This is a genomic window from Cloacibacillus porcorum (genome assembly GCF_001701045.1).
In the GTDB taxonomy this organism is placed as follows: domain Bacteria; phylum Synergistota; class Synergistia; order Synergistales; family Synergistaceae; genus Cloacibacillus; species Cloacibacillus porcorum.
The window spans coordinates 1,833,586-1,856,210 of the sequence record NZ_CP016757.1; the positions used below are offsets into that span (position 1 = coordinate 1,833,586).

Annotated in this window: 21 protein-coding genes and 2 tRNA genes; 4 read left to right on the top strand and 19 right to left on the bottom strand. The window is 54.5% G+C overall.

The features are described 5' to 3' along the window. Positions 1-4 precede the first annotated feature (4 nt). Both BED41_RS08180 and ileS read right to left on the bottom strand, forming a co-directional pair. Entirely contained in the window at positions 5-1,003 is a 999-nt protein-coding gene (locus tag BED41_RS08180) for an RluA family pseudouridine synthase (protein WP_066744750.1), read from the bottom strand. Further along, positions 984-3,767 carry an isoleucine--tRNA ligase gene (gene ileS / locus BED41_RS08185; protein WP_066744752.1) on the bottom strand — a complete coding sequence of 928 codons (2,784 nt, stop codon included), beginning with the start codon at positions 3,765-3,767 and terminating at the stop codon, positions 984-986. Before ileS ends, BED41_RS08180 begins: the two co-directional genes overlap by 20 nt. 202 nt (positions 3,768-3,969) lie before the next feature. Between ileS and BED41_RS08190 the strand changes: the two genes are divergently transcribed. Continuing rightward, a complete protein-coding gene (locus tag BED41_RS08190) occupies positions 3,970-4,329 on the top strand; it encodes a diacylglycerol kinase (protein ID WP_066744754.1) in 360 nt (119 codons plus the stop codon). Positions 4,330-4,449: 120 nt separating this feature from the next. Here BED41_RS08190 and BED41_RS08195 read toward each other — a convergent pair whose 3' ends face one another. Further along, a complete protein-coding gene (locus BED41_RS08195; RefSeq protein WP_066744756.1) occupies positions 4,450-6,591 on the bottom strand; it encodes a SpoIVB peptidase S55 domain-containing protein in 2,142 nt (713 codons plus the stop codon). Between the two features lie 17 nt (positions 6,592-6,608). Then, a protein-coding gene (gene prfB, locus BED41_RS08200; protein ID WP_157102306.1) for a peptide chain release factor 2 occupies positions 6,609-7,713 on the bottom strand; the annotation gives its coding sequence in 2 pieces (ribosomal slippage) (positions 6,609-7,640 and positions 7,642-7,713; 1,104 coding nt in all). A gap of 99 nt (positions 7,714-7,812) precedes the next feature. On the opposite strand from prfB, the gene BED41_RS08205 reads away from it, so the two are divergent. Both BED41_RS08205 and selD read left to right on the top strand, forming a co-directional pair. Next, a complete protein-coding gene (locus BED41_RS08205) occupies positions 7,813-8,823 on the top strand; it encodes a biotin--[acetyl-CoA-carboxylase] ligase (RefSeq protein ID WP_066744760.1) in 1,011 nt (336 codons plus the stop codon). Between the two features lie 14 nt (positions 8,824-8,837). Beyond that, entirely contained in the window at positions 8,838-9,869 is a 1,032-nt protein-coding gene (selD, locus tag BED41_RS08210) for a selenide, water dikinase SelD (RefSeq protein WP_084002344.1), read from the top strand. Between the two features lie 76 nt (positions 9,870-9,945). Here the strand turns inward: selD and BED41_RS08215 are convergent, their stop codons facing one another. Continuing rightward, positions 9,946-10,146: a hypothetical protein gene (locus BED41_RS08215; RefSeq protein WP_066744764.1), complete on the bottom strand. Its 201-nt coding sequence runs from the start codon at positions 10,144-10,146 to the stop codon at positions 9,946-9,948. A 209-nt stretch (positions 10,147-10,355) separates the two neighbouring features. Between BED41_RS08215 and BED41_RS08220 the strand changes: the two genes are divergently transcribed. Then, positions 10,356-10,829, top strand: a complete 474-nt coding sequence (locus tag BED41_RS08220; RefSeq protein WP_066744765.1) for an Lrp/AsnC family transcriptional regulator — start codon at positions 10,356-10,358, stop codon at positions 10,827-10,829. Positions 10,830-11,143: 314 nt separating this feature from the next. On the opposite strand, the gene BED41_RS08225 is transcribed toward BED41_RS08220, so the two are convergent. The 14 genes from BED41_RS08225 to BED41_RS08290 all read right to left on the bottom strand — a co-directional run bounded on the left by BED41_RS08225 (position 11,144) and on the right by BED41_RS08290 (position 22,577). After that, entirely contained in the window at positions 11,144-12,271 is a 1,128-nt protein-coding gene (locus BED41_RS08225) for an LptF/LptG family permease (protein ID WP_084002346.1), read from the bottom strand. Next, positions 12,268-12,744, bottom strand: a complete 477-nt coding sequence (locus BED41_RS08230) for a KdsC family phosphatase (RefSeq protein ID WP_066744769.1) — start codon at positions 12,742-12,744, stop codon at positions 12,268-12,270. Before BED41_RS08230 ends, BED41_RS08225 begins: the two co-directional genes overlap by 4 nt. Next, positions 12,737-13,558, bottom strand: coding sequence for an acyl-ACP--UDP-N-acetylglucosamine O-acyltransferase (lpxA, locus tag BED41_RS08235; RefSeq protein ID WP_066744771.1), 822 nt, complete (start codon positions 13,556-13,558; stop codon positions 12,737-12,739). Before lpxA ends, BED41_RS08230 begins: the two co-directional genes overlap by 8 nt. 5 nt (positions 13,559-13,563) lie before the next feature. Beyond that, positions 13,564-14,031: a 3-hydroxyacyl-ACP dehydratase FabZ gene (gene fabZ / locus BED41_RS08240; protein WP_066744773.1), complete on the bottom strand. Its 468-nt coding sequence runs from the start codon at positions 14,029-14,031 to the stop codon at positions 13,564-13,566. Positions 14,032-14,076: 45 nt separating this feature from the next. Further along, the gene (lpxC, locus tag BED41_RS08245) at positions 14,077-14,907 is read right to left on the bottom strand and encodes a UDP-3-O-acyl-N-acetylglucosamine deacetylase (RefSeq protein ID WP_084002347.1); all 831 of its coding nucleotides are present in this window, start codon (positions 14,905-14,907) and stop codon (positions 14,077-14,079) included. Then, positions 14,882-15,928: a UDP-3-O-(3-hydroxymyristoyl)glucosamine N-acyltransferase gene (gene lpxD, locus BED41_RS08250; RefSeq protein WP_066744775.1), complete on the bottom strand. Its 1,047-nt coding sequence runs from the start codon at positions 15,926-15,928 to the stop codon at positions 14,882-14,884. The genes lpxC and lpxD overlap by 26 nt, the downstream gene beginning before the upstream one ends. Positions 15,929-15,944: 16 nt before the next feature. After that, positions 15,945-17,138 (bottom strand): hypothetical protein, encoded by a 1,194-nt coding sequence (locus BED41_RS08255; RefSeq protein WP_157102307.1) that lies wholly within the window; start codon positions 17,136-17,138, stop codon positions 15,945-15,947. Positions 17,139-17,199: 61 nt separating this feature from the next. Further along, positions 17,200-19,125, bottom strand: a complete 1,926-nt coding sequence (locus BED41_RS08260; protein WP_066744778.1) for a BamA/OMP85 family outer membrane protein — start codon at positions 19,123-19,125, stop codon at positions 17,200-17,202. A gap of 33 nt (positions 19,126-19,158) precedes the next feature. Next, the gene (locus tag BED41_RS08265) at positions 19,159-19,773 is read right to left on the bottom strand and encodes a hypothetical protein (RefSeq protein WP_066744781.1); all 615 of its coding nucleotides are present in this window, start codon (positions 19,771-19,773) and stop codon (positions 19,159-19,161) included. 44 nt (positions 19,774-19,817) lie between these two features. Further along, positions 19,818-20,423, bottom strand: a complete 606-nt coding sequence (locus tag BED41_RS08270) for a sigma-70 family RNA polymerase sigma factor (RefSeq protein ID WP_066744782.1) — start codon at positions 20,421-20,423, stop codon at positions 19,818-19,820. A gap of 72 nt (positions 20,424-20,495) precedes the next feature. Beyond that, positions 20,496-21,200 (bottom strand): histidine phosphatase family protein, encoded by a 705-nt coding sequence (locus BED41_RS08275; RefSeq protein WP_084002348.1) that lies wholly within the window; start codon positions 21,198-21,200, stop codon positions 20,496-20,498. Between the two features lie 178 nt (positions 21,201-21,378). Next, positions 21,379-22,320 (bottom strand): DUF1848 domain-containing protein, encoded by a 942-nt coding sequence (locus tag BED41_RS08280; RefSeq protein ID WP_066744784.1) that lies wholly within the window; start codon positions 22,318-22,320, stop codon positions 21,379-21,381. A 99-nt stretch (positions 22,321-22,419) separates the two neighbouring features. Further along, positions 22,420-22,495: transfer RNA gene (locus BED41_RS08285), tRNA-Thr, on the bottom strand. A gap of 6 nt (positions 22,496-22,501) precedes the next feature. After that, positions 22,502-22,577 (bottom strand) — tRNA-Gly (locus BED41_RS08290). Between the last annotated feature and the right edge of the window lie 48 nt (positions 22,578-22,625).

The following is a 22,625-nucleotide window of genomic DNA, read 5'->3' on the forward strand; positions in this document are numbered from 1 at the left end:
GAAATTAAGCCGCTCCCGTCCTCACTTTTTTTAGATAATCGGCAAGCTCACGCGGCAGCGGCTGCGTAAAGAGCATCTCTTTGCCGCTGCGCGGGTGCCGGAAGCCCAGCCTCCACGAGTGAAGAAAGAGGCGTTCGGGGCCGAACGGCGACTGCCTGGAGGGCGCGTAAAGGCGGTCTCCCACCAGCGGGGCCCTGACCGCCTGCATATGTACCCGTATTTGGTGCGTACGGCCGCTGTGAAGGATGCACTTTACGAGGGAGTAGTTATTTACGTGCCAGAGCCTCTCATAGTCAGTCCAGGCCTCCCGCCCGTCCTCAACGCAGGCCATGCGCAGACGGTTATAGGGATCGCGGTCGATCGGATATTTGACGGAGCCGCGCTCGGAGGGTGTCGTGCCGTAGCAGAGGGCGAGGTACTCTTTTCTGATCCGCCTCTCTTTGAAATCCTTGAAGAGTCCCTCCTGCGCGAGCCCGTTCCGCGCAACCACCATCAGCCCAGAGGTGGTCGCGTCGAGCCGGTGGACTATCCCCGGACGCCGGACGCCGTTCAGCGTACCGAGATCGGGATAGCGGAAGAGCAGCCCATGTACGAGCGTGCCGCTCCAATGTCCCGGCGCGGGGTGCACGACCAACCCCGCCGGCTTGTTGACGACGATCAGGTCTTCGTCGTCATAGACAGTTTCGAAATCAATATCCTGCGGCTCAAGATCAAGCGTCTCCGCCGGCGGAATCTCCACCGCCAGAGAATCGCCCTCCGCCACCTTCACGGCGGGCTTCACGCGGCGCGCGGGCGTCAAGGAAGCGTGCCCCTCTTTTATAAGCTTCTGCGCATAGCCGCGGCTCACTCCGAGAAGACGCGAAATGACAAAGTCCAGCCGGTGTCCGGCCAGCTCCGCCCCGACCGCAAAATTCTGCACGGCAGAAGAAGAGGGGGCGGCAAGCAGCCCCTCCCCCTCTTCGTTGATATATTCCCTGTCTGTACTACTGGGCGTTGAGCACATCGCGGCAGCGGTCGCAGAGGCCCTTTTCCGCCACTTCAGGACGTCTCTTCCAGCAACGCGGGCACTTTTCAGCGGACGAGCGGTTGACGCCGATACGCAGCCCCGTAGTCTCGTCGTCATAGACGATCTCCGCGCCGCTTATCTCGTCAACTACCCTGCAGGAGGAGACGATGAGGACATTCTCCCACGTTTCATCACTGATCCTGCCGGCAAGCGGTTTGTAGTAGTCGCTGAGTTTTATCTGCACGTCCGCGTCGAGCGGGTGGCCGATAACTCCCTTGCCGCGCGCCGATTCCAGGCCGCGCAGCACACCCTGGCGGGCCAGCATCAGCATGTCCCACTCCCCTTCAACCGCGGGGTCTATACCCTCGGCAAGGCTGCAGGGCCAGTCCGCGAGCAGTACGCTCTGCGGCAGCGTCGGGTCCATATCGCGCATCTTCTGCCATATCTCTTCCGCCGTGAAGGAGAGTACGGAGGACATCATCTGCGTCACCGCCCGCAGCACCTGCCACATGACAGTGCGAATCGAGCGGCGGCTCTTCGCCTCTTTGGCGTCGGCGTAGAGCTTATCCTTGCTCACGTCGATGTAGAACGACGAAAGTTCGTTGTCGCAGAACTGGTGAATAAGCGTCATCGGCTGGTGGAACTCGTACTCGTCAAATCCAGTCGTTACGCGCGTACGCAGACGCTCTAGCTTCAGCATTATGTACTGGTCGACGGGAGCAAGCTCGTCATGCGGGAGCATGTCCTTCGCCGGGTCGAAGCCCGCGAGGTTCGCGAGCAGGAAGCGCGCCGTGTTGCGTATCCTTCTGTATGACTCGATAAGGTTGCGGAATATCTCTTCCGAGATACGCACGTCGCCGCGGTAATCGGAGGAGGCTACCCAGAGGCGGAGGATGTCCGCGCCGTTCTTATCGATGATATTCTCCGGCTTCATTACGTTGCCGAGGGATTTTGACATCTTCTGCCCGTCCGGCCCCATGATGAAGCCGTGTGTGAGGACCGTACGGTAGGGGGCCGTGCCGCGCGTCGCCACGCTGTTGAGCAGCGAGGTCTGGAACCAGCCGCGGTGCTGATCGCTCCCCTCAAGGTACATATCCGCGGGCCAGCTGAGATCCTCCCAGTTGTCGAGCACCGCCGAGTGGCTCGTGCCGGAATCGAACCATACGTCCATTATGTCGGAGTCCTTGCGCAGGTGGGTATGTCCGCACTTAGGGCAGACCGCGAGGTCTCCGATGAGCTCTTCGGGCGTCATCGTCCACCAGCAGTTGCTGCCGTGCTCGCGGATCTTATCGGCCACGCGGCGCACGCGGTCTCCCGTCAGGATGACCTCGCCGCAGTCCTCACAGTAAAAGGCGGGGATAGGCACGCCCCAGGTGCGCTGGCGGCTGATGCACCAGTCGGAACGGTCACGCACCATATTCGTGATGCGGTCCTTGCCCCAGTCTGGGACCCATTTCACCTCGTCGATACACTTGAGCGCCTCGTCGCGGAAGTCGGCGACGGAGACGAACCACTGATCGGTGGCGCGGAAGATTACCGGCTTCTTGCAGCGCCAGCAATGCGGGTAGGAGTGGGTGATTTTGAGCCTGCCAAGCAGGCGCTTTGATTCGCCGAGCAGCTCAAAGACCTTTTTCTCACCCTCCGCGAGTGACATGCCGCCGAATATCGGCGTCTCTTTATAGTAGTGTCCCGTCTCGTCAACGGGGTTATAGATCTCTAAGCCATAACGCACGCCGGTCTCGTAGTCTTCCGTACCGTGGCCAGGCGCGGTGTGAACGCAGCCCGTACCGGAGTCGAGCGTGACGTAGTCGGCGAGGACGAAAGGCGTAACGCGGTCGTAGAAGGGATGCTGCGCGAGCGTATTCTCGAGCTTTTCGCCCTTGCAGGAGAGTATCGGCTCGCCGAATTCAAGCTGCGTCGCCCTCTCCACCTCGGCCTTGAGTCCCTGCGCGATGAGGTATATCTTATCGCCGACCTGATAGAAGCCGTAATCGTAGCGCGGATGGACGGCCACCGCCATTGAAGCTGGCAGCGTCCAAGGCGTCGTGGTCCAGATAATGACCTCTACATCCTTACCGGCGAGCTCGGGGAATACCTTCGCCGCGTCGGTGTATTTATAGGCGACGAATATTGAGGGCGAGGTCTCGTCCGCGTATTCGATCTCCGCCGCAGCGAGCGCCGTCTGGCAGTCGGTGCACCAGTAGATCGCCTTGCGTCCCTTATAGACCAGCCCCTTGTCGACCATCTCCGCAAAGCCTTCAATCTGCGTCGCCTCGTAGGCGGGAACGAGCGTCATGTAGGGGTGGTCCCAGTCTCCGATGACGCCGAGGCGTTTGAACTGCCCCGTCTGTATGTCGGCGAACGAACGGGCATAGGCGGCACACTTCTCACGAAGCTCTACCGGATCGATATCGTCTTTGTTGAGGCTCTGCTCCTTGAGTACTTTGAGCTCGATGGGAAGCCCGTGCGTGTCGTAGCCCGGCACATAGGGGGAGAAATAGCCGCGCTGCCATTTATATTTCACGACGAAGTCTTTTAATATCTTGTTTGTCGCCGTACCGATATGGATGCTGGCGTTCGCGTAGGGAGGCCCGTCGTGCAGAATGAAGGAGGGCTTGTCCTTATTCTTTTTCTTGAGTTCGCCGTAAACGTCAATATCGTACCAGAACTTCAGAAATTCCGGCTCCCGCTGCGACAGATTGGCGCGCATGGGAAAATCGGTCTTGGGAAGAAACAGGGTATCCTTATAATCGTTCGCCATTGAAATAACCTCCATATAAACTGAACGGAATTCCGTGAAGGATTCCATAATGTACAACTTGAGTATTATAGCAGAAAAGCGGCAATTGGCATAATGAGCCTCTTCAGACAGAGGGCGCTGTTTCGCGGATATGCAATATCAAAGACGGCCCCTCTGATATATAATTATTGGCAGACTGATTTTCGAAAATGGGTGACCTAGCGTGGAACAGTGGAAAAATAAGGGACTTTTTGCAAAAACTATCTATTCTCTGAACGGCCTGCGGACCGCCTTTCTGACAGAAAAGGCTATTCGCCACGAAAGCTTGGGGGTGGTCGTCGCCGTAAGCCTCGCGCTCTTTATGGAACGCGGCTGGAGCGACGTCCTATGCGTCTTTCTCGCCTCACTCTTTCCGATGACCGTTGAGCTGATAAACACGGCGGTCGAGAGGATCATCGACACACACTTCGGCCCCGCCTACCGCGAAGAGGTGCGCATCCAGAAGGATACGCTCTCCGCCGCCGTATTCCTGAGCCTTATCATCGGCTATGGCCTCTGCATCAGAATAATTTTCTTTAAGTAAGAGATAGGGCGATTAGCCCAATATTGACACAAAGGCCGCCCCGCAAGGTTTCATGCGGGGCGGATTTTGTGTCTTTTTCCTATGTTACTATTATCGGTAAACAGGTGGTGATTTTCGCGTTCAGCGGCCTTTCGGCATCAGTATAGAGAAGCTGTCTTCTTCTCCGCCGTCCTCCTCCGGCGGCGTATCATCTTCCGCCTCATCGCCGTCGGTGTTTTCCGCCGTCTTTGAGGCGATGATCTCCGCCAGCTCGTCGTCGCTGATCATATCCATCGGCAGGCCGCTCTTTATTTTAATGAATTTGCGCAGCACGCCCTCGATGTAATAATTTGTATCGGCGATCACCATCGCACCCTCTTTTATACGCTCCGCCTTGATCTCGCTTACAAAGCGGTCTTCAAGGAGGTCTCCTGGGGTAAACGATTCTTTGTCGCCCTTCTTTGGCGGCTGCGGGCCGCGTCCAGGTTCCGGCTTTTTTGCCTCCGCGCCGCCGCCCTTGACGGCGGAGGATCCGGCAATCTTTTCCTTCTCCTTGGCAGTCGTGGTCTTGGCCTTTTTCTTTTTCAGCGCGTCTCTTTCGGGGCCGTCGATCTCAACGATTATCTGGTTGTTCGTCTCTTTGGCCTTGAGTTCGCTCAGCAGCTCATTGAAGGTCGTTATCGCGCGCGTACCGGTCAGCAGCGGCTCCTGTGTCGGTTCCTCAATACCGCCGCCGCGTACGGTTATCTCACAGAAGGAGATCGCGTCCTCGGGCACGGTCAGCTCAAAGCTCTTTACAAGAGGCGCCTTTCTCCAAGGGCGGAATGTGACGTCCACCTTTACCTTGTCGCCGGGCTTGTAAAAGGACTTCTCGTCGGCAATCTCGATCTTTTCGATAAAGACGATCCGCGGGGTCTTGGTCATCTCGACGTCGAGCTGTACGCCGTAGGGGCTGATCTCTCGGAAGGGGTTCAGCGACATCACCTTGCCCATCGCCTCGATCTCCTTCTGGAGGGATTTGACGACGTCTTTATCGGAGTAGAAGATGTTGCGGCGCGTCCAGGCTGGCGAAAGATTACCGCCGGAGACTGAATAGGATATCAGCGCCGTACCCGAGCCACGCTGGGCCCAGAGGCTGTCGATTATCCCCAAGAGACCGGTCGTGCCGATCTCCGGTCCGAGATAGGGATCGGCGACGGTCTGGAAACGTTTTGTCTCGCTCTTGTTGGTCTCGACGTCGCGGAAGTTTACCGTGTAGCTTGAGGCGGCGGCAAGCTGACCGAGGGTACCGCCGATCGCCTCCGGGCGGTCCTGCGTCACAAGACCGGTGATCTTGCCCAGATAGCCAAGTTTGAAGGAGCTCTCCATGCTGGGGATTATCTTTAAGATGCTGGCATCCATCATCGCGTAGGAGACGCTGCCGCGATTGAACATCGGGTGGGCGAAGGCGACGAAACGTCCGTCTTTGGAAACCGCGGTCAGCGTTCCGATACCGCCGGCCACGAAGTCGCCCCAGGCAAGCGCCGCTCCCATCGCCGCGCCGGGCTTGGGCTCCCATTTGAGGTTTACCGGGCTGGCGCCCTCGGCGGAAGAGCCAAGCTGAACGACGCGGAGCCCCAGCTTATCTTCGAGGCGTTTCGCGTAGCGGCCGCTGATGCCGTCCACAGTCAGCGGCATCATCTTTTTTTCAAGTTTTTCGCCCGACACTACCTCGACGCCGTCGGCGGAGAGCGCCTCCGCATCGCCTGACAGCGGTTTTTTATCCTCGGACACCGTCTTATCTCCGGATGTCTCTGCGGCCTTTTTATCGGCGCTCGCCGGCTGCTCCGCCGCTACTTCGGGAATATCGAACCAGGGCAGTTTTTCGGGCCAATCCATAGCTTTAGACATCTCTTCTATCGGAGTGACAAGGCCAAGATTATTGTCGGCGAATGACCAGCCGTAGCCGATCGCACCTATCAGTTTGCCGTCCACGTAGACTGGGGAGCCGCTCATGCCAGAGGCGATACCGCCGTTTTCACGCACATATTTATCCTCTACACGGATGAGGATGAGGTTTTTGGGGCTCGTCTTTTTGGGAACGATTCCCAGTATCGTAACTTTGAAGGGCGTTATCTCCGTACCAGAGAGCACCGTCCGCGCGTAACCCGTCATTCCGGGCTTTATCTTCGAAAGGGGCAGCACCGGGTCGCTGGGTACAAATTTGCCCGCAGCGGCGGCCGCTCCCGCGATGAGGGCGGCGAGAACGGCGGCCGCTGTTATGGCTGTTATGATTTTTTTCATATTATCCTCCACCTGCGCTATTTTTCGTTTTTGAGGAATCTAAGATACGACATGATCAGCTCGTCGAGCGAGCCGTCAAGCACCGCCTGCACGTTTCCGATCTCGCAGCCTGAGCGGTGGTCTTTGACCAGCTGAAAGGGCTGCAGCGTGTATGAACGTATCTGACTGCCCCACGCTATGCTCCGCTTTTCTCCCTGTATGCTGTCAAGCTGTTCCTGGCGTTCCCGCAGCGTCCGCTCGAAGAGTTTTGAACGAAGCACCTGCATCGCGGTCGCCCTGTTCATGTGCTGTGAGCGCTCGGTCTGGCAGCTGACGATGATGCCCGAGGGGATGTGCGTAATACGCACCGCCGAGTCGGTCATGTTGACGTACTGGCCGCCCGCGCCGCTGGAACGGAAGGTATCCATCTTGAGGTCTTCGGGACGGATCTCTATTTCAACGCTCTCCGGCAGCACCGGCATGACCTCTACGGAGGCAAAGCTCGTATGGCGCCGCTTCGCGGAGTCGAAGGGAGAGATGCGCACAAGCCGATGGACGCCCTGCTCACCCTTGAGGTAGCCGTAGGCGTAATCTCCCGATACCGATATGGTGACGCTCTTTATGCCGGCCTCCTGGTCGGGAAGCTCGTCTATCAGTTTTACCGTATAGCCGCGATTTTCCGCCCAGCGCATGTACATGCGGTAGAGCATCTGCGCCCAATCCTGCGAGTCCAGGCCGCCGGCGCCGGCGTGAACCGTCATTATCGCGTCGCCCGCGTCATATTCTCCGTCGAGCAGGATCAGCGTCTGGTACTCTTCGATGACCTTTTCGAGCTTCTCGGCGCGGGAATAGAACTCTTTCTCAAGCTCCGGGTCCTCCGCCTCGGCCAGTATCTCTGCGATCGCCTCGATATCCTCGAACTCGCCCCTCATCTCCGCCGCTCTGTCCAGGCTCGCCTGGCAGCGGGAGAATTCACGCGACACCTCCTGGGCCTCCGGCGAGCCCCAGAAATCCTCTTTTTCCGTTATCTTATGAAGTTCCTTTAATTTTGCCTCGATGGAAGGCAGGTCAAAGACTTTCACGCAGCTCATCAAACGATGAACGCAGGTCCGTCATGACGGTCGATATGGGCAACACTACCATCAATAACCCCTCCTGAAAATACGAATCAATTTTTATTATAACCGCAAAAGAACAAAATCGTATATAATTTTACCGAAGTCGACCGAGGGAAGTGGCAAAATGGCAAAGACAAATGACGAGGCTACCAGCCGCGCAATGATATTTGAGATGCTGATGGAAAACCCCGGGGAAATCATACCCAGCTCGCTGCTGACTCAAAAGCTCTCATCTTCGCGTCAGGCGGTATTCAAGGCCGTCTGCGCCCTCAGGGACGAGGGCGTCCCCGTTGAATCGGTCCCGCAGAGGGGGTACCGTCTTGACGGGATAGAGGGGCTCCAAAGGCTCAGCCCGACGATGATAGAATATTTCCTGCGAGGCAATCCCCTTTTTAACAGATGTATCTATATGAAGGAGACGGACTCCACGCAGAAGGTGATAAAAAAGCTCGCGCTGCAGGAGGCCGAGGCTGGCGTTCTGGCGCTTACGGAACGGCAGAGCGAAGGGCGCGGACGCCGCGGCAGAAGCTGGCAGAGCCTAGACGAGAAAAATTTGATGTTCTCCATGCTTTTGCGCCCGGCGCTGAAGCCTGGCGAGGTGCAGCTGCTGAATCTCGCCGCCGGGCTTGCCGTTAAGAAGACGCTGCGGGAGCTCTGCGGCATTCCCGCGGAGCTGAAGTGGCCCAACGACATCCTCTGCCGCGGCAGGAAGCTCTGCGGCATCCTTAGCGAGGCCTCCGGCGAGCCGGACCGGATATATTACGCGGTTACGGGCATCGGTATCAACGTCAATATGGAATCCGCCGACATCCCCGACGATATATCCGCAGTCGCCACCTCCGTTTGTATCGAAAGCGGAAGACAGTTTGCCAGATGGAAGCTGCTGGTGGAATTTCTCGACCGCTTCGCCGGTTTCATGTGCCTTCTTACCTCTCGCGGCGGCGCGGCGAAATTGCTCGCGCTTTACCGGACGAGCTGTGATACGATAGGGAAGGATATCCGCGTGATGCAGGACGAAGAGGTATTCAACGGCAGGGCGACGGATATCACGCCGGAGGGCGCGCTTGTCGTGCAGACCGGTGAGGGAGAAAAAATATTTGCCGCGGCGGATGTTCACCATTTACGCATGGCATAAGGAGTGAGTATCGGATGAGGCTGACGGAACGCGCCCGCACAAGCGGCTGAGCGGCAAAGATAGCTCCGGCGGAGCTTGACAGTATATTAAAGAATCTTCCAGTCTTTCGTTCGGAGGAGCTGCTCGCCTCCTGGAATCACGGCGAAGACGCGGCGCTTTGGAAGATAACCGATGAACGGATCGGGATATTGACGATCGACTTTATCACCCCGGTGGTCGACGATCCGAAGAGGTTCGGCGAGATCGCGGCGGCGAACTCGCTCAGCGACGTATACGCTATGGGAGGCAGACCGATAATCGCACTGAACGTCGTCTGCTTCCCTACCTCCTGCGAGCCGATCTCCGTGCTGCAGGATATCCTGGAGGGCGGCGCGCGCAAGGTAATCGAGGCACGGACGATGCTGGCGGGCGGCCACAGCGTGCAGGACGAGGAGCCGAAGTACGGCCTCGTCGTCTTTGGCGAGGTGGAGAGCAACGAAATGTGGACCGTCGGCAGCGCCAAGGAGGGTGATTCGCTCATCCTTACGAAGCCGATAGGCACGGGGATCGCCGTCACGGCGATCAAGGCGGGGCTATTCTCACCGGAGAACACCGAGGCGGCGGAGCTTAATATGGCAAGGCTCAACGCGGTACCGCCGCTGCTGCCCAAGAGGCTTCGCATGGCGGTAAACGCCTGTACGGACCTTACGGGCTTCGGACTGGCCAGCCACGCGCTCGACCTTGCATCAGAGGGGGTCTCGCTGGAGATAGACTGCGCGAAGATCCCGCTGCTGCCCGGAATAGCGGAGATGGCGGATATGGGGCTGATACCGGCCGGTTCCTATGAGAACAAGAAATATATCGGCGCTAAGGTCGTCAACTACTCGCCTATGGGACGTTTTGCAGAGGACATCGCCTTTGACCCCCAGACATCGGGCGGACTGCTGCTCGCGATCCCGCCGCGCGAGGCTGAAGAGGTCGCCGCGATACTTAGGAAAAACGGTTTTGCCGAGACGGCGCTGATTGGAAGGTTCATAAAGGGAGAGGAAAAACTGATCTTAAAGTAATCTCCGGAAAAAATTAAAGGGTGGGCTGACCTATTGTCGTCAGCTCACCCTTTTTAATTGCGGCCCTCTCATCGTTCTAGGCGATAACGTATATTGCCGCGCCGGCAACGCAGGCGACCGCCGCAAGTCCGAGCATCAGCATGTTGTTGACCTCTCCGGCCTTCTTCCGATCCTCCGCGCTGAATTCCCTGTAGCCGCAGTTCGTGGAGAGGTTTTCTTTTCCATCCATGTCGTACCATTTCTTGAGATAAACCGGCGTTCTGAGTGTGAATTTCATCTTCATATCCTCCTGTATCTGTTGTATTTATTATCTTGGTGCCGCTCGTTCTTTGTGATTATATTTTCGCAGAAGAGGTCGTTTTCAGCCATAGAGAGCTGAAAGAACTTAGGCAGCTTTACTAAAAAAACTAAATCAGTTCGCTATTTTCGCTTCAGTTTTGGTATAATCGCACAAAGATGTCGTTTATTCGGGATTGGAGAGGCAAAATGAGAGAGAGACAGATAACGCTGGACGAGACAGACTGGAAAATACTTGAGACGCTGCAGGATAACGCCCGTTCCACCTTTACGGAGATCGGGCAGATCGTGGGGCTCACCGCTCCCGCCGTCAGAGAGCGGATCAGGCGTATGGAGGACGAAGAACTCATCGCGGGATACAGGCCGGTTATCAACTATAATGTCCTTGGCCGCCCGCTGCACGCACTGATCTCTCTTAAATACAAAAGTGCCTCACGCGCCGCGGAGCGCTCGGAGTTTTCACAGCTTGGCCTTTTTAAGGATATTCCAGGCGTGCTGAGGTCATGGCTGGTGACCGGCGACACGGAATGCGTAATAGAGGCGGTCACCGCAACGATGAAGGAACTCGACGCGATACTCGTGGAGCTTAACAGGCTGGGCTTCCTCACCGTAACATATATGGTACTTGAGGATACGGGAGAGAGAAACTGCCGCAAACTCTAACGCCGCGCCTTTTATTTAACAACCTTCGATAAGCACCGAATTAGCATAAACAGCTCGCCGTGGTGGTTAGCAATATTGGCAGCAGGCGGGCGGCATATACTGTTTATTTTTGTTGTCTTGGACAATTTCCAGAATATCCTGTCCAGCTAAGGAAGCTGGTATCGTCACCTTTAGATAGTTGCCCGCAAAACCAGCCTGTGCCGCTGTCAAAAACTTTCCATTTATCTCCAAATATGGCCTATCCCAAAAAGAGGACGTCCGCCGCGATGTGACAGGGACGTCCTCTTTTTGTGCCATTTTTGTATCTTACTTTATTATCCCAGCCTGTTTGCCCGCGAGCAGAGCCAGATGGAGATAACAAGAAATACCGCGTTGGCCGTCCAGGCGGCGACGAAGGGCGGAAGAGTGCCGCTCTCGCCGAGGGCTCGGCTGAACGACATTATCACGTAGTAGACAAAGATGATAATGACGCTGTATCCCAGCCCTACGCCAGAGCTTGAACGCTGCGGCCTGCTGCCGAGCGCGGCTCCCAGCATCGCGAATATCAGGCAGGCCCAGGGAACGGCAATCCTCAGCTGAAGCGCCATCCAAAGGTCTCCCGTGCCCTCGCCCATCTTTTCTTTGAGCTTCACGGCGGTGACGAGCTCCGGAATTGTCATCTCATCGGGAGAACTGGACTTGGTGGAGATCTCGTCCGGTCCGAGATTGAGAGTGAGCGCCTGACGGTTGAACTTAAAGAGCAGTCCCACCTCTTTGGTCTCTTTCTTTATCTCATAGACCGCGCCGTCCTCAAGCCACCAGCTGCCGTCGACCCATTTGCCGCGCTGTGCCGATATTATCCGCGCGAGACGGCCCTCTTCGAACTCTTCCACCGTCACGTCCTTCATGTCCTTGGTGGAATTATCCATCTGGTCGACGTAAATCACGCGCTTTATCACGCCGTCGCTCTCCTCTTTGAGGAAGACCTTCTGCGTAAAGATCGGCGCCGATTCGCGCAGGACCTCGTATTTCATCACGTTAGCCGCGGCGCGCTCGCTCATCGGCACGATGCTTTCGTTGATGAAAAAGGCGCATATCGAGACGAAGAAGGCCGCGATCACCACCGGACGCACAATACGCTGAAAAGAGAGCCCCGCAGATTTCAGCGCCACAAGCTCGGAGTTCGCCGAAAGTTTGCCAAAACCCAGCAGCGCCGCGAGCAGGCAGCTCATGGGGATGGTAAAGACGACGAGCCTTGGCATGTAGTACAGGAAGAGCCTGATCACAATACCAATCGAGACGCCCTTCTGGATGATAAGATCCGCCATCTGAAAGAGCAGGCCACCGGCTACAAGAATTATGGTAAAGGCTATGAGCCCGAAGAAAAAGGGCGCCTTGAGCTCTCCCAGGATAAATCGGTCGAGCGCCCTCATTCTAAAAGAAAATTTATCAGAACTATTCAACGGTCTTCTCCACTATTCAGCCTGATTATTCTGTCCGCACACTCACGCACGGCGCCTCTGCCTCCGCACCGGTCCGTGACGTAATCCGCGCATGCGATTACAGACGGATGGGCGTTGGCGACGGCGAAACCAACTCCGGACCATTTGATACATTCGATATCCGGCGTATCGTCCCCGGCGTAGGCGGTCTCCGCGGCGGTTATTCCCCATTCAGCAGTAAGCGAGCGAAGGTCCCGCAGCTTGTCGTCCGTGCCGTTGATGCAGCGCGATATTTTGAGGTTGTCGCCACGCTGCTGCGTCGGCGCGGAGTAACGGCCACTGATGAAGACGACCTTGACCCCGCTTCGCAGGAGCAGCGCTATCCCCTGCCCGTCCTGAACGTCGAAACGCTTCAGTTCGTTGCCGGAGCCGTCCATATAAATGCCGCCATCGGTCAAAGTGCCGTCGACATCCATCGCGAATAGTTTAATCAACTTTATCCTCTGTCTTATGGTGCCAATCCTGCGTCATACGCGGAGTGAAGCCCCTTGTGCTGTTCGCCGCGAAGTCGAGAATCATCTGCGCCTCATGGTCATCAGGATATTTCTCCTGTACCTGGCGCAGCCCCTCCCTTACGGTGAGCTTTGAATTATAGATCAGCTTGTACATATCACGTATCTTCCGGCGCGTCTGAATATCTATATTGCGGCGGCGCAGTCCGACCTTGTTGATATCATAGACGCGCATCGGTATCCCCGCGGCGAGACAATAGGGCGGGACGTCCTGCGTGATACGCGAAAGACCGCCGACCATGCAGTATGAGCCGATGTGCGTGAACTGATGAAAACCGGTCATACCGCCGATAACGACGTAGTCTCCTACATGGACATGACCCGAGAGGCCGGCCTTGTTTGCGACCGTACATTCTCTGCCAACATGGACGTTATGGGCAAAATGCACACCCTCCATAATGAAGCAGCCGTCCCCCACCGTGGTCGACTCACCCTCGCCAACGGCACGGTTGATGGTGACATATTCCCGGCAGACAACCCTGTCGCCGATGACAGCCCAAGTTTCCTCTCCCTTATAGCTGAGATCCTGCGGTACGCCGCCGATCACGGCGTGTTCGTGGATAACACAGCCAGAGCCAAGTTTTGTGTAGTCGCAGACCCTGGAAAAGGCTCTCAGTATTGTTCCCGAGCCGATCTTGGTCTTCGCGTCGACGATACAATAAGGACCAATATTTACGTTATCGCCTAACTCCGCGTCTTTGTCCACAATAGCTGTCGGATGTATTTGGACGCTCATCTTCTCTATTCCGCCTCAAGCGTCAACCCGGAGGCGATGACGAAGCCCATTTCGGCTTCGGCAACTATCTCATCGTCGACCTTGGCGACAAATTCAAACTTGCCCATATTGCCGCGGCGGCGTTTAAGCTTTGCGGTGGTACGAAGCTGGTCGCCAGGCTTCACCGGTTTGCGGAACTTGGCGTTGTCTATTGATGTCAAATATACAAGCTTTCTGTCGCCGTTCTGGAACTCAGGCTGCAATTTAAGAAGCATCGCTCCCACCTGCCCCATAGACTCGAGGATGAGCACTCCCGGCATCACCGGTTCGTCTGGGAAATGTCCCTGAAAAAACGGCTCGTTGAAAGATACATTCTTATAACCGGTAACCTGTTTTAGTTTGCCTGTATCGATGATCTCCTCGATCCTGTCTACAAGCAAAAAGGGATAACGATGCGGAAGAAGCTCCATTATCTGATTGATGTGTATCTGCATTGATTTTTCCTCCTTATTTATCTCTCATCAAATCTTTACTGCCTATTAGGGAAACAAAGTTTTTATACGGCGCGTCAGCTTCCCGTGGATGCTGTGCCCCGCCGCGACGGCCACATAATGGGCTGTCGGTATCTCTCCCGCTAAAGTCAGGTCTCCAAGCAAATCAATGACCTTGTGTGTCACGCACTCAAGCGGAAAACGCAGCCGCTGTCCGCCGACCAGTCCCTTTTCATCAAAGACCAGTGCATTATCCAGAGTCCCGCCTTTCGCAAGTCCGTTTTGCTTCAGATAGTCCAGCTCAGAGGTGAGCCCAAACGTACGGGCCTTAGAAATTATATTATAAAAAGTCTCGCTTGTGATATCATATTTGACTTTTTGGGTGCCGATCGGCGTTCCCGAATAATCAATTATATAAGTGACCGTCAGCTTCTCCGCGGGAGCCGCGGCAAGCAGACGTCCGCCGTCGTTTTCTTCCAGAAAGAGAGGCGCCGCGATGGCACGCTTCTTCCGTTTTCCGTCGATCTCTTCAAAACCGCAATTCTTGATCGCCTCGGCAAAGGGGAAGGCGCTTCCGTCAAGGATAGGAACCTCATTGCCGGTAAGTTCGAGCTCAACTGCCTCAAGTCCCATTCCTGCGATTGCCGCAAGCAGATGCTCGGCCGTCCTTACGACGGCGCCGTTCGGAAGCGAGAAGCCGGTCAGACGGCTATCCTCCTCCACGACGGCCTCCGTCACCGGCGACAGGCCGCTTTTATTACGAAAATAGATGCCGGCGGAGCCGCAGGGGCGCATCCACAGTGTAGATTCCTCGCCGGAGTGCAGTCCGACTCCGCCTATTTTGATCTCATTCTTAAGCGTCTTCATGTTCTCTCTCAAGACGCTCGACCTTTTTGGCAAGCTCTCTTACACTGCGCATAAAATCCGGCAGCTGCCTCACGGCGGCCTGCTGGCGAAGCTCCTTTTTATGATCCTGCGCCGGGAAACCGGACACAATGGAACCGGCGGGAATGTCGGATGATACGCCGCCCCGACCGCCTACTGTGCAGCCGTCCCCGATGGTGGCGTGGTTCGAGGCGCCGGACTGAGCCGCCATGATAACGCCCCTGCCAATCTTCGTGCTGCCCGCGATGCCGGACTGCGCGACGACAATCGTATAACCGCCGATCTCGCAGTTATGGCCGATCTTCACATGGCTGTCAATCTTTGCATACGGACCGATATAGGTCTCTCCAAAGGTCGCGCGGTCAACCGCCGAACAGGCGCCGATCTCCACCCCGTCGTCAAGGTGAGCGATGCCTATCTGGGGAATCTTTATCAGTCCAGCCTTGGGATCAGGGACAAAACCAAAGCCTTCACAGCCGATGACGGAATTTGTATGAAGTACGCACCTGTTACCGATCTTCGTATGGTGGTATATCATAGTTCCCGGCTCGATAAGGCAGCTGCTGCCGATTTCCGTATACTCGTCAATGACGACGTTTTCCATTATTACAGTGTTGTCGCCGATCTTCACGTTGTCTCGTATCACCGCGCCAGCTCCCACTGAGACGTTGTCGCCGAGCTGCGCGGAACAGGCAATAATCGCGCGGTCGGATATGTCAGTTGTGCGTATAGGGGTATCGTCAAAATAGCTGAGCAGCGCGATCAGCGCTACACGCGGATCATCCACCTCCACGCCGGCACAGCTGTCGTTGATCCATCCTCTTTTAGTGAAGAGAACGGTCCCTTTCTTCACCTGCGGAACGAATTTTTTCTCCCACAGCGGCGAAATACTGTTTTCTCCGGCCTTTTCCGGCGCACAGATAGAGGAGACCTTTATTTCTGGATCCCCCTTCACCTCTCCGTGCGTCATCTCTGCAATCTGGCCAAGCGTAATGCTCTTTGCTATCGTACTCAATCCTCTCTATAGAATGCTATAGGTTGCCAAGCATTTTAAGGCTCCAACGATCATTGTCGCGGGCATCATATTCAACCTCAAAAGATATGTTCTCCGTCGCCCTCCAGCCGATGGCGCCGTTGAACTTGCCGTCCTCCCTGAATCTGAGCCAGAAATAGGGCTTACGAAGCTGCGGGTCCATGGAAAGCTTTCCCCACATCATTTCGTCCTTCGTATCCCATTCACCGCCGATCCAAAAATCACGGATAGACCGCCAGCGCAGACCAAAGCGGCCGTTTATATTCCACTCCTGCAGTCCGAGGATACCCTCAGCGTAGGCCTCCATATCAACCTCAGGAAAGAGCTCTACCTTACGGCCAATATGTACTCCCAGCTCCGCTGATTTATCCGCAGTTCCGGCATATATCGCCGCCCAGGCGCCGATGGTGTAGTAGCGGCTCTCAACTCTGACGTTGATCTGTGATATCTGCGAGGGCTGAAATTCTGCCTCGGCCTTCGAGGCAGAGCGTTCCGTGATACGGCGTTCATTTATATAGTCCTCCGCCCAGCGGCTCATGTCCGCGGAATGCTTAGAAGCCCAGATAACGGGGATCCCGATAAACGGCGCGAACTGCCCCATCAGCCCCTCGCGCAGCTCTCCGTGAAGGAGCGTCGGCAGAGAGTTGGATACCAGTGTCGGATTAACAGCCAATATCATCGGCATCTGCGGCGCGAAGGTTATCGTCAAGAGATGCCGCTCATCCTTCGTAGTCAGCAACAGAGAGGGGGCCCAGCCGGGCAGTTTCGTGCCGGCGAGTTTCTCGATCTCTTCCTGTAATGCCTTATCGGACCAACTCAAAGATTCAAGCGGGACTCCTTGAAGCAGGATCATTGTCTCTCCGCGCAGATACTGGACATCTTCGCTGAACCACTCAAGCGGCGGGTTTTGCAGCTGCGGAGTCCTGACCTCCACGTTCCAAGGGGTTATTTCTCCCTCGGGAGAAAATTGGACGGTTATATTGTCGTCCTCGCCTGCGGAGGCATCTATCTTATAACCTGAGAAGAGCCTTGAGGCGACAGTCTGCAAAATTTCAGCCTGATAGTCGGCCCTCTGTCCCGTGGGCATACTGTCATGGACGGCCTTCAGGCTCTGCTCGGCGAGCGTACTCTGCCAAAGAGGCAGCCCTTCTACGAGAATCGACGCGGAGGCCTCTTTGAAATTTGAGAACACAATAAAAGTCGCGGCAATTAAAATTGCCGCAACTATTTTTATACGTTCTTTTGTTGTCTTCTTAGAACAGTTCTCCGAAGCCAAAATGGAACCTGCCTTCGTCACCGTCCGCGTAGTCAAGACGCAGATTTCCCAGAGGGGTATTCAGACGGATACCGATACCTGGAGACGAGCCCCAGTCGTCGTTGCCAACCGAACGATATGATCCCATATCCCAAGCACGGCCTACATCGTAGAATACTACAAAGCTCAGCATTTTCTGCATAGGTATACGAAGTTCAAAGTTGCCCAAAACCATATTCGTACCATGCTGGTAATCATCCTCGTATCCCCTTAGCGTCGTGTCACCGCCAACGGTGTACATTTCGTCATAAGGCACATCACCTGTAGATGACCCTGCGATCAGGCGTGCTGCAAAGAGTACCGGCTTGTCCTCGTAACCATTGAGGAAGGTCGTCTCAAAGATATCCTTAAGGAAATTACCAACAGGGAAATAGAATCTGCTCTCAAACCAATACTTCATATAATTGTAATCTTGATCTTCAACGTTTGCTTTACCAAACTGAAAACTAATACTCTCAACATCTCCTCTGGTATAAGGAGCATATTCATCAATATTGAACCTCCGGAAAGAAAGCGTTGCCGAGTAGTAAGTACCTTCACCAAGCTCTTCTTCTTTTATTCTCCGCAGTTCTTCTTCTCTAGTCAGTCCGTTGGGACCAACTTTACCGTCAGGATAGTCCTCTCTGAATCCATCTCTTTCCCTGACATTGTCGTTCTTCGTATTATGCCAGTCAAGCAGCATATACCAGTTGTACTTGGATTCTTCACGGAATTTCTTACCGAAGCCTATAAAAGCTCCATATTTATCCCTGTCATACTCAAGGTACTGCTTGTCATTCTGATAGTAGTAAACATCGTCCCAGGCTCGTTTATAAATACCGACCTTCCAAGCCGTGATCTTGCTGCTCATGTAGGGCTGTTCGAAGGAGAGCCAATATTCCTCTCTGTCTCCCAGCTCGAAACCGACACTGAGTTTCAGACCGGCGCCGCCGATATTGAAGTTTTCATAACTCATACCGCCGCCAAAACCGCTCTGCGTTCCGTAAGCCACGTTGAAGCCAAGCTTGCCGGTACGCGCCTCTTCAACGGTAAGGACGATTATCACGTCGTCGGGATTCTCCCCCGGCTCGAAGTTCACGTTGACGTCGCTGAAGTATCCCAGCCCCTGCAGGCGGTTCAGCGTCAGACGAAGCTTGTTGGCGTTGAAGAGTTCTCCAACCTTTATCTTTAAATAGCGTTCGATGATCTTCTTTTTGGTGATTTTGTTTCCCTGTATGACGATCTCGGATATTTTTGGCTCGATGATCTCGACGGTGATGACATCGCCATCGATCTTCACATCCTTCACATTTGCCATTACGTAGCCGTCTTCCTGATATTTTTCCTTTATCCTCTGGAGGTCGTTGCGGAAGAAGGTCCTGTTGAATATCATGCCCGGCTGCGTAAAGATCGCGCTCTTGAGCTTATCCTCTGAATAGACGGTGTTGCCGACAAATTTGATCTCTCCGACTTTTGGGTTTTCCTGTACAAGGAAGGTGACCTTTACGCCGTCGCCTTCGTCGGTTACCTTATAGTCTGTCGCATTGAAGAAACCGAGTTCAAAGATAGCTTCGGCATCCTTGCGCAGCTTCTCTTCGTCTACGTGCTGCCCGACCTTCGAGGTCACCACGCTCATTATATGGTCACGATTGACCTCCTGATTACCTTGGAGGTCCATACTTACGATGACGGGGCCGGTAAGGTCCTCCTCTTCAGGAGCGGGGGCCGGTTCCTGAGGTTTATCCGCAGAGACGGTCTCAGTCTGCGCCGAAGGGATGTTTTCCGCTGCATTCTCCAGCGCGTTTTCTTCGGCTGATAATGCGGAAGTCGCCGCGAAGGCGACAATAATCAATGCCAGAGCAAAAGGCTTCGCTCGTTTTAACACACACACCACTCCTCAAATACAAGGGCTAAAAAATTAATTGACGATTTTGATTGCAGGCTCACTGCCCCTCAGACTCTTCTCGCCTATCTGAATAAGCGTAAGAAGGTCTTCGGCCTTTATCTTATTTTCGGCCCTCTGCTTGACAGTGGGACGTTCGGCGGAAATTTGCACCACAGGCTTTTCCACAGCTTTGGCTGTAAAATTCTTCTTAAGCCCGGGAGATTTTTCCTCCGCTGTTTTAATGGCGATATTACTTTCATTGAGATTTTTTCGCAGAAGCTGAAGGAGCTCCTTTTCCTCCGTCGTAACAAGGGCGAATTCTTCAAAATGGCTCTCCGCGCCGGTGGCAAGAGCAGCCACACGCTGCGGATTTCCGCTCTCTACGGCGATGGGGAATGTCGAAAGGCAGATTATTACTATCGCGATACCGAATGATTTTGCACCAAAGGAAGCGCAGCTCCGAAGCCGAAAAAATGCCGGCCGGGGCACCGCTTCATTTTCGGCCTGATCCCAAAGCTCCTCCCTCACCTGCTTAAGTTCAGCGGAGAGACAGTCGGCCTCGGCAACCGCCGATTTCCATTTATGATTTTCACAGGCCGCCGTAAGACGGTCGAGCCATCTTTGAAGTCTGGCTGTCTTCTGTTTCATCAGCATCCATCCTCATAAATTCAAGATAATAGAATTATCCCGATTTATATCCCCGATGTGGCCTCGGATTCTTTTATTCCCAGCCACGATTTTAGCTTCGCGAGCGCTTTTCTTCTTATACGGTAGACATGGCTGATGTCGATGTTCTTTTCATCCGCCACTTCACGGGCGACACGCCCCTCCATGACAAGGGCGTTGATGATCTCGGATTCCCTCTCTGAAAGCTGCGAAAGCGCATTTTCCAGATCTATAGACCATTCGCTGCGGCTCGACTCATTATAGAGCAGAGAATTATCCGTACTCTCGTCAATAAACACGGCCTCGTCAACAGGAATTGGTGCTTTGGCCTCCACACGCTGGAGAAAGTTGATCATTCTTCCGCGAATTTTGTAATAGGCAAAGGTGGAAAAACGGATATTTCTTTCGACATCGAAAGAATCGACTGCATTTATCAGAGCGAGCATCCCCTCCTGAATGAGATCCTGATATGTGCTGTAGGGGACCTTTAATTTCTTTGCGAGCCAATAAACCATAGGACGATTGGCAAGGATCAATTCTTCCCTCGCCTCTTCGCTTCCGGCTGCGCATTCTCTCCATAACTGGGAGTCGTCGCGCCGCTGATCGATATTATGTTCCGCACCTGTACTCATCTCATCACACTCTTTTCTCAGAGACAAGGTAACTAACTCTAGACATTTTACCACATTATATTTAAATTGACTCTATAATATCGGCATTGAAGTTACCACGGCCTCGCTCATCTTCAGATGCAGCGTATCGTTTAGATAGGCGAGGACGAATCTGTTTCCCGCCTCCACGCTGAACGCGGAGATGGAACAATTATCGATGCGCGTCTTCCAAAATATGTTTGACCGCGGCAGCCCGAGCATCGGCAGGAACAGCCCGCGCAGCATCGCGCCGTGGCCGACGACGACGATATTATCCTCCGGCCGCTCCAGCAGTATTTTTGCGACCTGCGCGGACCTTTCATACAGCTTCTCCATGCTCTCTCCGCCGGGTGCGTCGACATGCAATTGGTTGCTGCGCCATTTATAAAAGAGCTCTTCACCGAAGCGCTCTTTTATTTCTTTGACTGTAAGCCCCTCCCACTCGCCAAAGTTTACCTCTTCCAGAAGATTCAGCCTTTCCACTTTAATGCCCACGTGGTGAGCAGCGATATTCTCCGCCGTCTCATAGGCGCGGGAAAGAGGGCTGCTGATCACAGCATCTATCTCCGCACCGGCGAAGCGCAGCCCGGTCTTGCGGGCCTGCTCGCGTCCCTCCTCACATAGCGGGATATCGGTGACGCCCTGATAACGGAACAGGTTGTTCCATTCCGTCTTTCCGTGGCGTACAAAAAAGATCTTCTTGCCCGCGATCGGCGCGCTGAGTCCCGGAGCCTCGTTTATCATATTTTTCTTATCCAAATAATATGCCCTCTCTCTATATATATACGACAGACTTTATAGAGCCAATGCCATATTCGTTATCCACAATAAAATGCCCATTCAAATAGCACCGCGGCATCTGAAATATCTTATCATATGGCGGCGGTAAAAGTCAGCCCGGAGCTATACGTAAAGTACCGGCGTCTGTCACGCAAAATCAGCTGAATATATTGCCCTGGCGGCATCTACGGCACGGAGGCGTCTTCCGCTCCGAGATACTATCCCCCAGGCCGATCTCTCCGCACAGCAGCGGCAAGACCGGATCGTGCCTCGCGACGTTTCGCGCGACATTCCTCATGCTCCGGTTCGCGTAACAGTATCTGCAGCCGCTGGGACAGGTGCCGTACATCCCGATATCGACGCTTTCCGCACAGCCGCACGCCGTCCTTTGATTTTTATCTCTTTTAGCCTCAATCCTGTGGCCGGAGATTTTCCCCAGCAAATCGGCGTCCACGCAGCGTCCGTGAGCGACGCCGCAGTACTCCAGCTGGATGTCTTCGGCACAGCTCTCCAAACGCAGTTCATAGGAGGAAGCGATATCGGAGATGGATTTCGCCAGCATGGACTTCCGCTCCGGCACGAGAGGGTGAACTGAGAGCTCCGCCAGGTCTTTTCGTGTGCTGCGATAAAGGTCTATGAAGCTGAAGACACATTTTTTCGTATAACTACGCAGACTGCGGGCAAGGCGTTCAAAGTATTTTATGTGATAGGCAGACGTGTATTTTTCATTTATCAATATCGGATCATAACGCCAGATCACGCGTTCTGGACCGATCATATCGGAGAGCCTTTTGAACGTCGGAATGATGTGCCCCGCCTTCGAGCAAACTCCAGGTTCCACGTCGGCAGCGTATGAGTTTAAGGTAAATTGAAAGTAATAATGATACCGCGCAAGCTCTCCCAGCCTTGGCAGCATCGGCGTGGGATCTTTAGTCCAAAATACTATGCCGTCGACGGCGTCCGGCGTAATATTTATCCTGCTCACATGGTGAAAGTTCATCGGATTCCTGACTAAAGCAAAGCCATCCCGAATCCTGTTGAAAAACCATTCCGCGTAATGAGCAGGAATATCGGTCCTTCGGCTTACACTTAGTATCATATCTCCGTCCCTTCCCCCGTATCCTGAAAGTCCAATCATCATATAGGATAGCCACAAAAAAGGGCCTGGGATAACTCACCCAAGCCCTTAATAGTTAAATGGAGCCAACGTCCGGATTCGAACCGGAGACCTGCGCATTACGAGTGCGCTGCTCTACCTGCTGAGCCACGTTGGCCTCTTTTGGAGCGGACAACGGGATTCGAACCCGCGACCCTTAGCTTGGGAAGCTAATGCTCTACCAGCTGAGCTATATCCGCGCAATCAACGGGAGATATAATAGCATAACTTCCCGAACTATGCCAGCC